General features: G+C 58.9%; 13 protein-coding genes. 6 read left to right on the forward strand and 7 right to left on the reverse strand.

From position 1 onward, the window contains the following. Positions 1-18 precede the first annotated feature (18 nt). From ACXAIC_RS11975 to ACXAIC_RS11990, 4 genes are read right to left on the reverse strand one after another with little or no spacing between them, the layout of a single operon-like run. Positions 19-510: a pseudoazurin gene (locus tag ACXAIC_RS11975; protein WP_475178630.1), complete on the reverse strand. Its 492-nt coding sequence runs from the start codon at positions 508-510 to the stop codon at positions 19-21. Next, positions 494-1267 carry an ABC transporter ATP-binding protein gene (locus tag ACXAIC_RS11980; protein ID WP_475178633.1) on the reverse strand — a complete coding sequence of 258 codons (774 nt, stop codon included), beginning with the start codon at positions 1265-1267 and terminating at the stop codon, positions 494-496. Before ACXAIC_RS11980 ends, ACXAIC_RS11975 begins: the two co-directional genes overlap by 17 nt. Continuing rightward, entirely contained in the window at positions 1264-2334 is a 1071-nt protein-coding gene (locus ACXAIC_RS11985) for a FecCD family ABC transporter permease (RefSeq protein ID WP_475178635.1), read from the reverse strand. The genes ACXAIC_RS11980 and ACXAIC_RS11985 overlap by 4 nt, the downstream gene beginning before the upstream one ends. A 52-nt stretch (positions 2335-2386) precedes the next feature. Then, the gene (locus ACXAIC_RS11990; protein WP_475178640.1) at positions 2387-3544 is read right to left on the reverse strand and encodes an ABC transporter substrate-binding protein; all 1158 of its coding nucleotides are present in this window, start codon (positions 3542-3544) and stop codon (positions 2387-2389) included. 271 nt (positions 3545-3815) lie between these two features. Between ACXAIC_RS11990 and ACXAIC_RS11995 the strand changes: the two genes are divergently transcribed. Beyond that, positions 3816-4301 (forward strand): TspO/MBR family protein, encoded by a 486-nt coding sequence (locus ACXAIC_RS11995; protein WP_475178642.1) that lies wholly within the window; start codon positions 3816-3818, stop codon positions 4299-4301. Positions 4302-4324: 23 nt separating this feature from the next. Here the strand turns inward: ACXAIC_RS11995 and ACXAIC_RS12000 are convergent, their stop codons facing one another. Then, complete coding sequence (locus ACXAIC_RS12000) at positions 4325-4828, reverse strand: RDD family protein (protein WP_475178644.1); 504 nt, start codon at positions 4826-4828, stop codon at positions 4325-4327. Between the two features lie 748 nt (positions 4829-5576). Here ACXAIC_RS12000 and ACXAIC_RS12005 point away from each other — a divergent pair. After that, positions 5577-6089, forward strand: a complete 513-nt coding sequence (locus ACXAIC_RS12005) for a hypothetical protein (protein WP_475178646.1) — start codon at positions 5577-5579, stop codon at positions 6087-6089. Positions 6090-6304: 215 nt separating this feature from the next. Here ACXAIC_RS12005 and ACXAIC_RS12010 read toward each other — a convergent pair whose 3' ends face one another. Together ACXAIC_RS12010 and hemB are read right to left on the reverse strand one after the other, a co-directional pair. Continuing rightward, complete coding sequence (locus ACXAIC_RS12010) at positions 6305-7558, reverse strand: threonine ammonia-lyase (protein ID WP_475178649.1); 1254 nt, start codon at positions 7556-7558, stop codon at positions 6305-6307. Next, positions 7555-8550 (reverse strand): porphobilinogen synthase, encoded by a 996-nt coding sequence (gene hemB, locus ACXAIC_RS12015; protein WP_475178790.1) that lies wholly within the window; start codon positions 8548-8550, stop codon positions 7555-7557. Before hemB ends, ACXAIC_RS12010 begins: the two co-directional genes overlap by 4 nt. Before the next feature lie 270 nt (positions 8551-8820). Between hemB and ACXAIC_RS12020 the strand changes: the two genes are divergently transcribed. From ACXAIC_RS12020 to mmsB, 4 genes are all read left to right on the forward strand, one after another. Beyond that, a complete protein-coding gene (locus tag ACXAIC_RS12020; protein ID WP_475178653.1) occupies positions 8821-9960 on the forward strand; it encodes an isobutyryl-CoA dehydrogenase in 1140 nt (379 codons plus the stop codon). Positions 9961-10013: 53 nt separating this feature from the next. Beyond that, a complete protein-coding gene (locus ACXAIC_RS12025) occupies positions 10014-11048 on the forward strand; it encodes an enoyl-CoA hydratase/isomerase family protein (RefSeq protein WP_475178657.1) in 1035 nt (344 codons plus the stop codon). Positions 11049-11066: 18 nt separating this feature from the next. Then, on the forward strand, positions 11067-11480 hold the full coding sequence (locus ACXAIC_RS12030; protein ID WP_475178662.1) for a DUF6163 family protein: 414 nt from the start codon (positions 11067-11069) through the stop codon (positions 11478-11480). Between the two features lie 138 nt (positions 11481-11618). Beyond that, entirely contained in the window at positions 11619-12536 is a 918-nt protein-coding gene (mmsB, locus tag ACXAIC_RS12035; RefSeq protein WP_475178794.1) for a 3-hydroxyisobutyrate dehydrogenase, read from the forward strand. Positions 12537-12637: the final 101 nt, after the last annotated feature.

The following is a 12637-nucleotide window of genomic DNA, read 5'->3' on the forward strand; positions in this document are numbered from 1 at the left end:
GGACGAGGACGGGATTGATCAGGCTTCTGCCTCCAGGTCCTTGAACAGCGCTCTGAACACTTTACGGGCCTGGCCCGGATGGCGGACCTTACGGGCGGCCTTCAGATTGGGCCACTCGGTGCCAACGGCAATCAGTCCGACCATGCCCCATTCATAATGTGGCAGGCAGATATGGCCATAAAGGCCGGGCACGGTGAAAGTGACCGTGAGTGCCTCGTTCAGCGCCCCGTTCCAGGGCTCGGCCCCGTCCGGGATCATGCCCCGCTTGGAGGCCGAGTTGTGGCCTTCATCGGTTGGAACAAAGGTCACGCTGTCGCCCGGCTGAATGCGCAGGATTGCCGGTTCGAACACATTGGGTGTGTCCGGATCGCCGCACCCGGCATTGAGCATCAAGAGGCTGTGGGCGCGGCCCTCAGCCCCCTTGACCGGTGCCGGGGCGGGGCAGGCAAGGGCGGAGCTGGCGCCTGCCATGGCAGTCATGCACAGAACGAAGTCACGACGGGTAAGCATGGACAATCAGTTCTTCTCTTGGGCCTGTGGAGGTTTCAATGGCCACTCCATAGGTCTGTGAAATGGCTTCGGCTTTCAATACATCGGCCGGGGTGCCCTGGGACAGAATGCGGCCATTGCCCATCAGGATCAGGTGATCGGCAAAGCGGGCGGCCAGATTGAGGTCGTGCAGAGCGACAATGCCGATAGCCCCGCGCCGGGCGATGGCCGCCTTGATCTGGGCGAGAACATCCAGCTGGTGGCGCAGGTCGAGCGCCGAGGTGGGTTCATCGAACAGGTAGACATCCGATTTGCGGATCAATGCCTGGGCAACGGAGACCATCTGGGATTGCCCGCCGGACAGCTCGCTCACATAGGCGTCCGACAGATGTCCGATCCCGGCCTCGTGCAGTGCGGCGGCAACAGTTTGCATGTCCGTTTCGGAGACCCGCCAGCCTTTCAGCTGCTTGTGGGCCATCATGACCACGTCAAAAACGGTCAGGGCCGCATTGGCCGTGAAAAACTGCGGCATGAAGCAGACCCGTTGCAGCCGGGTGCGCACCGACAGGCGGTCCAGATCCTCCCCGTCCAGATAGACCTTGCCCGAGGCAGGCTTCAACAGCCCGGAGATCAGCCGGAACAAGGTGGACTTTCCCGCCGCATTGGGTCCGATCAGAGCGGTGAGCTGGCCCGGGGTGACAGGGGCGAAACTGATCCCGTCAAAGACCGTTCGCGCGCCATATGCAAAGCGCAGACCCTCAGCTGACAGAGCGCTCATTGCCAGTGCCTCTTGCGCTGACCCAGGATAAGCAGAAGGAAAAACGGGATACCGATCAGCGACGTGATCATGCCAATCGGATAGACAATGCCCGGCGTGATCGCCTTGGAGGCGATGGAGGTGCCGGACAGGATCAGCGCGCCGCACAGGGCCGACAGGGGCAGAAAGCCACGCTGGTCCTCGCCAACCACCATGCGGGCAATATGCGGACCGACCAGACCGACAAAGGCGATTGCCCCGACAAAGGACACGGCCACGGCCGCAAGCAGGGATACCCCTGCCAGCACCGTGATCCGTAGCAGGCCCACATTGACCCCGAGCGCAGCGGCTTTTTCTTCCCCCATGCGCAGGGCTGTGAGGGCCCAGGACCGGCTCATGAACCAGGGCAGGACCAGAATGAGGATCAGGAAACAGACCCCGACCTTGGGCCAGGTGGCCCGGGCGAGGGAACCCAGCTGCCAGAAGATCAGCTGGGCCAGCTGAAACTCTGAGGCGCCATATTGCAGGAAGGCCATAAGCGCATTGAAAGTGAACAGCATGGCTATGCCCACCAGGATCATGGCTTCCGGGGTCGCGCCGCGCAGGCGGGTGAACAGGTAGAGCGCGCAGGAGGTGAGCATGGCAAAGACGAAGGCGTTGCCCGACACGAACAGGCCACCGGCACCGGGAATTACGGACCAGCCCAGAACAATGGCAAGGGCTGCACCGAAACTGGCGGCAGAGCTGAGGCCCAGGGTGAAGGGATCGGCCAGCGGATTGTTCAAGATGGTCTGCATTTCCGCCCCGGCCACGCCCAGCATTGCGCCGACAAAAAGCGCAAGCAGCGCCACGGGCAGCCGCACCTGCCAGATGATGACCGTTTCCTTCGGAGTTGCAATGGACGGATCCAGGATCACATGCAGGGCCCGGAAATAACTGAGATTGGCAGGCCCGGTGGTGATGTCGAAAATCACCAGGGCGGCCAGCGCCAGACAGGCCAGGGCGACCAGCGCGAGGCGGCGCCCGGACCGTTTCTGATAGGCCTTCACCAGGGATTGGGGCTCACTGGCCAGCAAATGTTCGCTCATTTTGAAAGAAGTCTCCAAGCGGCCCGCGGGCAGGGCCCGCGAGCCGGCCGCCTCATTGAGGAGCGGATGCCGACATCCAGAATGTGCCGGAGGGTTTGAAGGGCAGGAACCGCTCATGCAGTTCTTCGAAGGTGGCCCAAGGATCCAGATCCTCGAAATCGTCCGGGTGGAACCACTTTGCCAGCTGCTGGATGGCAACAAAATGGTAGGGCGAGTTGTAGAACTGGTGGAAGATGACGTGATAGTTGCCGTCCTTGACGGCATCCAGATCGGCAAAGCCACCGCGGGCGGCCAGCGTTTCCAGGCGTTTGGTGTTGGCCGCGTCATCGGCTTCGTAGCCCAGAAGAACCGAGGTCACTTCGGGCTTGGATTCGGCCCAGTTGGCGCCGGTGGCCACAAAATGTTTCGGATCGGCGTCAATGATCCCTTCCAGGTTCAAGGTCACCGAATAGGCATTGGCCAGGGTGGAGGCATAGTTCAGGCCGCCAGCCAGCTCGACAAAACGGCCATAATTATAGGGCCCGAAGGACCAGCAGCAGAAGTCGGTCTGCCAGCCGGCAGCGTTTTCAACCACCACCAGCGGGCGGTCCTCAGCCGGAATCGAATCAACAATATTGGTGACCTTGCGCATCTGGGCGATGTAGAAATCGATGAATTCGGCGGCCTTCTTTTCTTCCCCCAGCAGGCGTCCGAGAATCAGCAGCGAGGGCACTGCGTTTTCGGTCGCGTTACGGCGGAAGTCGATAAAGGCGACCTGAACGCCCGCAGTGCCGAGCTTGTCAATCAGGCCGGTTTCCTGGGCCTTGAACAGGCTGCCGGCTTCCAGGAGCACCAGATCCGCATCCGCTTCCAGAACCGCTTCGATGCTGAAGTCGCCAGCATAAGGGTTGCCGAAATTGATTTGCCGGTCGACATCCTCCGGAAAGACCTCCCGGAACTTCCTGTAGCCGTCCGGGTCGTAGAGGATCAGATCATTGTTCCAGCCGACGATTTTTTCGAATGGATTTCCCTCGGTGACAGCCGAGATGCCGTACATCATGCGGCCTTCGCCAAGGATGATGCGCTCAGGCTTGTCCGCGAGGGTGACTTCGCGGCCCGCAATATCCGTAAAGGTCAGGGCTTCTGCCGAAGCGGATGTGGAGTGTGCAGCCAATAGGGCACCGGCCACGAATGCGCATGTCACTGCGCCAACGCGTTTGAAAAGGGACATTTGATGTTCCTGTTGGTTTGTTAGCGGCGCAGCGTTAGCAAAGCTGAACCGTAAAATTGACTCTAATATTCATGTTTTGAGGTTGAGCACAGGCTATTTTCAAAAAATGGAGCTTGAGACTCAGAAATTTGATCGTTTGAGAGGCTTTGAGGCCATTGTCGCCTGGAAGTCGCGGATGGTCTGGGGCACATACGAACACGGGCAGGCGCTTGAATCCGTCCAGACTTTTGCGCAAGTCTGAGGCTCTTTTAATGTGTCGGGACCCTGACCTGTGCCTGCTGCTGCGCCCAAACCGCTCTCAACCCTGCGTTCTGTTGCAGTGTTTGCGGTGTTTGTGATCAGTGTTCTCGGGGTGGGCATTGCCATTGGGCTGATGGTCACACCTGGCAGCTGGTATCAAAGGCTGCATAAACCGGTCTTTATCGTGCCGGACTGGATCTTCGGGCCGGTCTGGGCGGTGCTTTACATCTTTATCGCCATTGCAGGCTGGCGCACAGCGATGCGGGCGCCGCGCTCCCTGGGGATGGCGCTTTGGGGCGCTCAGATGGGGCTGAACTGGGCCTGGTCACCGGTTTTTTTCGGGCTGCATCTGATGTGGGCCGGTTTTGGGGTGATTATGGCCCTTTTGGGAGTGGTTGTGCTGTTTATCCGCACGGCATGGCGGGCAGACAGGGTCTCCGCTCTGTTGTTCTGCCCCTATGCGCTCTGGGTCGGCTTTGCCGCTCTATTGAATGTCTCGCTCGGCTGGCTCAACTGACGCAGGTCTTGCACGCGCCCTGATCAGGCGGGGCTTTGCACAAAGCTGCGGTGATACTCCGAGTTGATCACCACCACGCCGAGAATGATGTCGTGGAGCAGACGTTTGCGGTCAGAAAACAGGGAAACCAGCAGCACAAGAGGTGTCAGCAGCGAGACGGAAAACCAGAACAAAAGGGCATGGACGGCTGCCAGCAACGGATATGGCTTGGACCCATACCACAGGCGCATTTCAAGACCCATGGCGCGCATTCCAAAGGTTGAGGCCTGCGGTCCGCCCAAGGTGAAGGCGACATAAAGCAGGGCGACCGATGCGGGCAGAATAGCATAGAGCAGGAAGCCGAGTCCTAGGGTGAAAATCCCGAGAAAGAACACCAGAATGGCTGCGCCGCAGATCAGCATCGCAATGACAATCGCGTCAATGAAAAAGGCAAAGATCCGACGGCTGCGTACGCCCGAAAACAGGTCCGGATGCTGACCCGGATCAAAAACATCCTGGCGCGGCTGGTCGGCTGTGGCGGCAGTCATCAAATAGCTCCTTGTACATGTCTGAACCGTCATGTGGGGGTTTATGCTCAAAAAGGCAAATTTCCCAAAATACAGAGACAGTGTGTCTACAAGTTGCCTAAAAGGCGGACTATGGATGGATTTATCGAATTTGGTGTCCAGGCGTCATTCGGACATAGAAAGTCAGGAAAAACCTGCGGAACAATGCTAGGCATGGGGAAAAGCTTTTGACTAAGTCTTCCACAATCCGGTTTGCGTCTGAAAATCTTGTAGGAAATAGCCCTCTTCAGTGTTGAGAAAGCTTGAAAACTATATAGATTTTCTGATCTTTTACGCCTTGAAGAAACTCACTTCCTCTGCGGCTTGAAGGCGTAATTTTATGGGGCCGGGCTCTAAGCCCCGGAAATTGATGAAGAGACCTTTCAAGGCGGCACGTAAGGAACCGCTTGACGGTGCAATTGCCGATCTCAGAGCGGAAGGCTATCCAAGATAGAGTTTCGAAAATGATTCAATTTTAAATTGAAAAATTTTAAATTGGTTGAAAAAAGTTTGTTTCATTGGTGAGTTTTTTAAAAATAACCTAAAAGAACTTGAGATTAAAATAATATTAAGTTAATGTGGTGAATGTATTTATTTTTGTGGCTGAGAGGTGTTTATTATGGGTTTCATGAAATACGTTGCAGTGCTTGTTTTTTGTTTATTGCCGGCTCTTGGAAATGCGGCAACACTTACGGTGACGTCAAATGCCGGTGCCGGTTTGTCTGGACTCATGACCTGGAATCCGCTGAATTTTTCCTTTTCGGCCGAAGATGGAGACTTCAGGAAAAGCGCCACATCTTCAACGTCTACGATTACGGCCCTTGCGGTCAATGCCAACCGGACTGCGCGTCTGTCCCAGCCGGTAACGGTGACCGTGAGTGATGGCACGGAAACACTGTCCCAGTCCGCAACCTTGTCCGGACTTTACCGGTCGAAAATCAACTCTCTCGGCGGGGCGGGCTGTTTTTGCTATTCCGCACAATTGCGCCTCATGTCCGACCTGATCTTTGAGTTCGCTTCCGGGGCTCAGCTGATCCTGAATGCCGGAAATCTCGCAACGGCCCGGGGGTTTAGTCCATACTATTCAGGAACTCCGACGAGCGCGGACTCGGACACGGAGGCGTTGAAACTGACCTACAGCTTCACTGCGCCGGCCATTGTGCCGCTACCTGCCGGATTGCCGCTGCTGGCGACAGGCCTCGGCCTGTTGGTCTGGAGGGGGCGCAAGGGCAGGAAAGCCTGAATTTTCTGTCTGCCGCAGGCAGGGCTTTTGACGCGGGCGGCCAACATCTCAAATGGCCCGCTGCCTGCGGGCCGCCAGAGCTGATTTTCCGGCACAGGATCGCTGTAAGCAAATCGCGTTTCATCTGATTTGTGATTCGCAGCCTGAGATCGCAGATGTCAGCGCAAGAGACAAAACGAGTTTGAAACCGGATGAACGCGGCATGCTCTTGGCGATCAGTCCATGCGTTCACCGATTTCCAGATACCGCACCACATAGTCGCGCGCGCGGAGGGCTGCTACGATCCGCTCGCCATGGTCCCGGTCGAAAGCCTCAAAAGACACGTCCAGCGTGGCACCCTTGGCGGGAACATTTAAAAACAGCCGGTGATGTTCCACATCGACGACGTTGCCCTGAAGATCGCCGATCACGGTTGCGATTTCTCCCAAAGTGCCCGGCCGGTCCGGCGTGTCGATCCGGATGGAGACAAGCTTGCCATCCCGGGCGAGCTCGCGCACCACGATCTTGGACAGAAGCCTTGGGTCGATATTCCCGCCGCACAGGACCAGACCGACCTTCTTGCCTGAAAAACGCTTCCGGTCGGAAAGCAGCGCGGCAAGGGCCGCGGCTCCGGCCCCTTCGGCAATCGTGCGCTGCAAGGTCAGATAGGCATTGATCGACTGTTCGATGCTGGTCTCTGAGACCAGAACCACATCATCAACCAGGGTCTTGACGATCCGGGTGGTCAGCGTGCCGATGTCGCGCACGGCGATGCCCTCGGCGATGGTGGCGCCTTCGCAGCGCACCTCCTTGCCGTAAAAGGCGCCCCACATGCCCGGATAAAGGGTGGTTTCCACACCGATAATGTCCAGGGACGGTTTCAGTGCCTTGGCAGCGGTTGCCATGCCGGCAATCAGTCCTCCGCCGCCAATGGGAATGACCATCATGTCGAGATCCGGCCGGGCTGCCAGCATTTCAAGGGCGATCGTGCCCTGGCCCTGGATTACATGGGCATCGTCATAGGGATGCACCCAAACCAGATTGTTGTCTTGTGCCAGCCGGTCCGCTTCTGCCTTGGCTTCGGCAAGCGTGTTGCCGGCCAGAACCACCTGCGCGCCATAGCCACGCGTTGCCGATATCTTCACGAAGGGTGTCAGGACCGGCATGACGATGGTGGCCGGAATGCCGAGGCGGCCTGCGTGATAGGCGACCCCTTGCGCATGGTTGCCTGCGGAGACCGCGATGACGCCCCGCGCCTTTTCTTCCGGCCTCAGGCTGGAGAGCTTAACCAGGGCGCCGCGTTCCTTGAAGGCGCCGGTGACCTGCATATTCTCGTATTTGACAAACACCTCTGCCCCGGTGAGCTGGGACAGTCTGGGAGCTTCCAGAAACGGGGTTTCCAGAACGGCGTCCCGGATAAGGTCGGCCGCAGCCTGAATGTCTTCCAGGCAGACCGGGAGGCTGTGGTCTTTTTCTGCTGTGGCACTCATTTGCTGGCGGCCAGACTTTCGGCCACTTTCGGTGCGAAATAGGTCAGGATGCCGTCGGCACCGGCCCGTTTGAAGGCCAAAAGGCTTTCCAGCATGGCCCGCTCGCCATCGAGCCAGCCATTGCCGCTTGCCGCCATGATCATCGCGTATTCTCCTGACACCTGATAGGCATATGTTGGGACCTGGAACTGGTCCTTGATCCGCCTGACAATGTCGAGATAGGGCATTCCGGGCTTGACCATGACCATGTCCGCCCCTTCCGCGATGTCCAGGCCGGCTTCACGGAGGGCTTCATCTGTATTGGCTGGGTCCATCTGATAGGTGCGCTTGTCGCCTATCAAGGTGCCTGAGGTGCCGACCGCATCGCGGAAGGGGCCATAGAAGGCCGAGGCATATTTGGCTGCATACGACATGACTTGTGTCTCGCGGAAGCCGGCCTTGTCAAGGGATTGCCGGATGGCAATGATCCGGCCGTCCATCATGTCGGACGGGGCAATCACGTCGGACCCGGCCTCAGCCTGGACCAGGGCCTGGCGGCACAGCTGGTCGACGGTCTCGTCATTGAGGATCGTTTCCCCGGCCATCAGCCCGTCATGGCCGTGGCTTGTATAGGGGTCCAGCGCCACATCGGTCATCAGCCCCACGTCCAGTCCTTCGGCCTTGATCGCTCTCAGGGCGCGGCAGGTGAGGTTTTCGTCATTCAAGGCTTCCGAACCGGTGGCGTCCCGAAGGTCCGGGTCCGTATAGGGAAAGAGAGCAAGAGCGGGTATGCCCAGCCGGACCGCCCGTTCCGCCTCGCGTACTGCTTCATCCACGGAGAGGCGCTCTACGCCGGGCATGGAGGTGACCGGCTGGCGCACATTCTCCCCGTCCACCAGAAAGATCGGCCAGATCAGGTCATCCACGGTGAGCGTGTTTTCCCGGACCAGCCGCCGGGACCAGTCGGTGCGCCGGTTCCGGCGCAATCGGACGCCCGACAAAAGCGTGTCCATATGGTCGGAAGTGATCGGCGGGAGCGGGGCTTTGGACGGCATGGAGAATTCGAACTCGGCAATGGCGGTGGAAAGACGCCTGTTTAACAACAGCGGAGCGCCAATCTATCACGCAGATCGGCGCAATCCAACTTGTGTCAAGATAGCTGAAAAGTATAAGGAAAAAGAGTTTGTTTGACGTTTGCGTCAAATGTGCTTTAGTGCAGCCCGAACGCTCAAAGAGGCTTCAGGGCCGGAATCGGATGCTCCGGCACGAACGGGAGGACACTTGTGGATTTTACACCCAATGAGGACCAGCGCGCCTTTCAGGACATGGCCGCGAATTTCGCCCGGGACGCTCTTATGCCCCATGCCAAACAATGGGACGAGGAAAGCCACTTTCCGGTCCCGACCCTGAAACAGGCCGCAGAGCTTGGCTTTGGTGGCATTTATGTGCGCGAGGACGTGGGCGGGTCCGCTTTGACCCGGCTGGATGCGGCGCTGATCTTTGAGGAATTGTCCAAGGGCTGCACCTCCACGGCGGCCTATCTGTCGATCCACAACATGGTCGCCTGGATCATTGACACATTCGCGTCTGAAGAGCTGCGCCAGAGATATCTGAGTCGGCTGTGCGCCATGGAGTGTCTGACCAGCTATTGCCTGACCGAACCGGGATCGGGTTCCGATGCGGCCAGCCTGCGCACCAGCGCCCGCGCAGAGGGGGATCACTATGTGCTCAACGGATCCAAGGCCTTCATTTCCGGCGGCGGTGTCAGCGATCTTTATGCGGTGATGGTGCGCACGGGCGGCGAGGGCCCCTCCGGGGTCTCCTGCCTTCTGGTTGAAAAAGGCACGCCGGGGCTCAGTTTCGGCGCGAATGAGGTCAAGCTTGGCTGGAAAAGCCAGCCGACGGCCCAGGTCAATTTCCAGGATTGCAGGGTGCCCAAGGCCAATCTTGTCGGAAAAGAAGGCCAGGGCTTCAAGATCGCCATGGCCGCGCTGGATGGCGGCCGCCTGAACATCGGCGCCTGTTCGCTCGGAGGCGCGCAAGCCTGTCTGGAGCACGCGCTGTCCTATGTGAAAGACCGCAAGCAGTTCGGCAAACCGATCGCCGAATTCCAGGCCTTGCAATTCCGCCTCGCGGACATGGCCACGGAGCTGGAGGCAGCCCGTCTGCTGCTGCACAAGGCCGCCAGCGCTGTGGACGGCAAGACGGCGGAAGCCACCAAACTTGCGGCCATGGCCAAGCGTCTGGCCACCGATACCGGGTTCAAGGTGGTCAACGAGGCCTTGCAGCTTCATGGCGGCTACGGATACTTGCGGGACTATCCGATCGAGCGGTTTTTCCGCGACGTGCGCGTTCATCAGATCCTGGAAGGCACCAACGAGATCATGCGGTTGATCATTGCCCGCCATCTGTTGAAAGATTGATGGACCGACGCTCCGCTTCCCTTTGAAAAGACTCCTTTTTGTCAGGCTAGAGTATGAACGAAGACATCCTATTTGAGCTGCGCGGCAAGGCCGGGTTCATCACCTTGAACAGGCCCCGCGCCCTGAACGCGCTCAGCCATGGGCAGGTCACAGCCTTGTCGGAGCAGCTGAAGCGCTGGGCACAGGACCCGAAGGTGGCTCATGTGGTGATCCGCGGGGCCGGGGAAAAAGCCTTTTGTGCAGGTGGTGACATCCGCAGTGTCTATGACGCCAAGATGGCCGGGGGCGGGGAGGAGCTCAGCGCGTTCTTCCGGGACGAGTACCTGTTGAACGCGCTCATCAAAACCTTCCCCAAACCTTATATTGCGCTGATCGACGGCATTGTCATGGGCGGCGGTGTCGGGGTGTCGGTGCATGGCAGCCACCGGATCGGCACGGAAAAAACACTGTTTTCCATGCCCGAGACCGCCATCGGGTTCTTTCCGGATGTGGGCGGCACTTATTTTCTGCCGCGCCTGCCGGCCAAAGCAGGTGTCTATTGCGCCTTGAGCGCCGGGCGGCTGAAACAGGCCGATGCGCTGTGGGCGGGGGTTCTGACCCATGCGGTCTCTTCAGACAGTCTGCCGGAGCTGGAAAAGGTGCTGGAGACGGCTGACGATATTGATGCGGCCCTGGCGCCGTTTGAAACCGCGCCCGAAGGCGGCGAGCTGAAGCCGAATGAGGACCTGATCGAAGCGGCTTTTTCGGCTGAAAGCGTGGACGGCATCCTGGCGCGGCTGGACGGATCCGCAGACCCGTTTGCGCACAAGGCGGCCGAGGCGATCCGGTCAAAATCGCCCACCAGCGTCCTGATTGCGTTTGAGCAGATGCAGCGCGGAGCGCAGATGACTTTTGAAGACTGCATGCGGCTGGAATACCGGATCGTGTCGCGCATCTTGAAGGGCACGGAGTTTTACGAAGGCATCCGTGCCGTGCTGGTCGACAAGGATCATGCGCCAAAATGGTCGCCTAATGACATGGGACAAGTGGACAGCGCGGATCTGGCGTCGTATTTCGAGGAACCGTCTGACGGAGACCTGCCCCTTTGACCCGAACCCGGACCGGCCATGATCACCAGTTTTCAGGACCTTCTTGACGCCCGCCCGCCCTGGAACTCGATCCTGGTCTGGTATCTGCGGGTCATCGCCGTCATCTTGATCGGGGGCGGGGTCATCTACTGGGCCCGCATTGTCGGCATTGTGGAATGGCGCGGGCATTTCTTTTGGGAAATGCCAATTGCCCTTCAGGTGGCCATCGTTTTTTTTGCCGTTCTGGATCTGGTTGCGGCCACCGGTCTGTGGCTCGCCGTGTCCTGGGGCACGGTCATGTGGATCTTCCGCTGCTTTTGCCAGATCGTGATGCACACGGCCTTTTCCGATCTCTATGGCCGCCGGCCTTACGAGATCGCCTTTCTGCTGGGCACCATCGCGGTCTATGCGGGGCTTGCCTATCTGACGCACCGGGAAACCCGGGCTGCCTAAAGGCCTGTCAGGCGGCAGCGTCTGACAGGCCGGACTGCCTGAAGGGGGCTGTTCTGGCCTGGTGGGTCGAGCGCGCTGTGATCAGCGAGGACCTGAAAAACCCCTTCAACGGAATCGGGCAACCGATTCAAAGGACTCATAAAATCATTCGGGAGAACACCAATGGCGAGCACGATCGGCTTTATCGGTCTTGGAAATATGGGCGGGCCGATGGCCGCCAATCTGGTCAAGGCCGGGCACCGTGTGCTGGGATTTGATCTGTCGGAGGCAGCCCTGGAGGCCCACGCGGCCGCTGGCGGTGAAACGGCTGCTAGCATCGCAGAGATGGCAGAGCAGGCTGACGTGGTGGTGACCATGCTGCCGGCGGGCAAACATGTGCGCCAGATCTATCAGGGCGATGGCGGCATTCTGGCCAGTGCAAGGCCCGGCACGGTTCTGATCGATTCCTCCACCATTGACGTTGAGAGCGCGCGTGTGGTGGCCGCTGCGGCCGAAGACAAGGCCATGCAAATGGTCGATGCACCGGTGTCCGGAGGCGTTGGCGGGGCCGCAGCCGGCACCCTGACTTTCATGGTGGGCGGCAGTGAAGAGGCATTCGCGGCCGCCAGGCCGTTTCTCGATATCATGGGCAAAATCATCGTCCATGCGGGCGGGGCCGGAAACGGGCAGGCGGCCAAGATCTGCAACAACATGATCCTCGGCATTTCGATGATCGGTGTCTGTGAAGCATTTGTACTTGGGGAAAAGCTGGGCCTTGATGCTCAGAAACTGTTCGACATTTCTTCCACCGCTTCGGGGCAATGCTGGTCGCTGACCTCCTATTGCCCGGTGCCCGGGCCACTGCCGTCGTCTCCGGCGAACCGGGACTACCAGCCCGGATTTGCGGCAGCCATGATGCTGAAAGATCTGAAACTGGCCCAGGAAGCTGCCAGCAGTGCAGGGGCGGCGACCCCTCTGGGAGCAGAGGCATCTGCGCTTTACACCCTGTTCTGCAACGCGGGCGGGGACGAAAAGGACTTCTCCGGCATCGTGAATTTCCTCCGGGGATCTTTATGAACAAAATCTGAATCAGACCCGTCAAACACCCTTTGAATGTTAACGAATGATTCAGTGTGTCTCTTAAGCGGATTTTAGAAACAGTCGTCTAGATTGCTGAT

It is taken from the genome of Roseibium sp. AWQ4_254 (genome assembly GCF_056161025.1).

Bases quoted from the DNA above. Each gene is read 5' to 3' on its own strand.
- ACXAIC_RS12010 (WP_475178649.1), bottom strand. From the start codon at position 7,558: ATGAGTGCCACAGCAGAAAAAGACCACAGCCTCCCGGTCTGCCTGGAA.
- ACXAIC_RS12025 (WP_475178657.1), top strand. From the start codon at position 10,014: ATGAACGAAGACATCCTATTTGAGCTGCGCGGCAAGGCCGGGTTCATC.
- ACXAIC_RS11985 (WP_475178635.1), bottom strand. From the start codon at position 2,334: ATGAGCGAACATTTGCTGGCCAGTGAGCCCCAATCCCTGGTGAAGGCC.
- ACXAIC_RS11980 (WP_475178633.1), bottom strand. From the start codon at position 1,267: ATGAGCGCTCTGTCAGCTGAGGGTCTGCGCTTTGCATATGGCGCGCGA.
- ACXAIC_RS12005 (WP_475178646.1), top strand. From the start codon at position 5,577: ATGACCTGGAATCCGCTGAATTTTTCCTTTTCGGCCGAAGATGGAGAC.
- ACXAIC_RS12000 (WP_475178644.1), bottom strand. From the start codon at position 4,828: ATGACTGCCGCCACAGCCGACCAGCCGCGCCAGGATGTTTTTGATCCG.
- ACXAIC_RS11975 (WP_475178630.1), bottom strand. From the start codon at position 510: ATGCTTACCCGTCGTGACTTCGTTCTGTGCATGACTGCCATGGCAGGC.
- ACXAIC_RS11990 (WP_475178640.1), bottom strand. From the start codon at position 3,544: ATGTCCCTTTTCAAACGCGTTGGCGCAGTGACATGCGCATTCGTGGCC.
- ACXAIC_RS12030 (WP_475178662.1), top strand. From the start codon at position 11,067: ATGATCACCAGTTTTCAGGACCTTCTTGACGCCCGCCCGCCCTGGAAC.
- hemB (WP_475178790.1), bottom strand. From the start codon at position 8,550: ATGGACACGCTTTTGTCGGGCGTCCGATTGCGCCGGAACCGGCGCACC.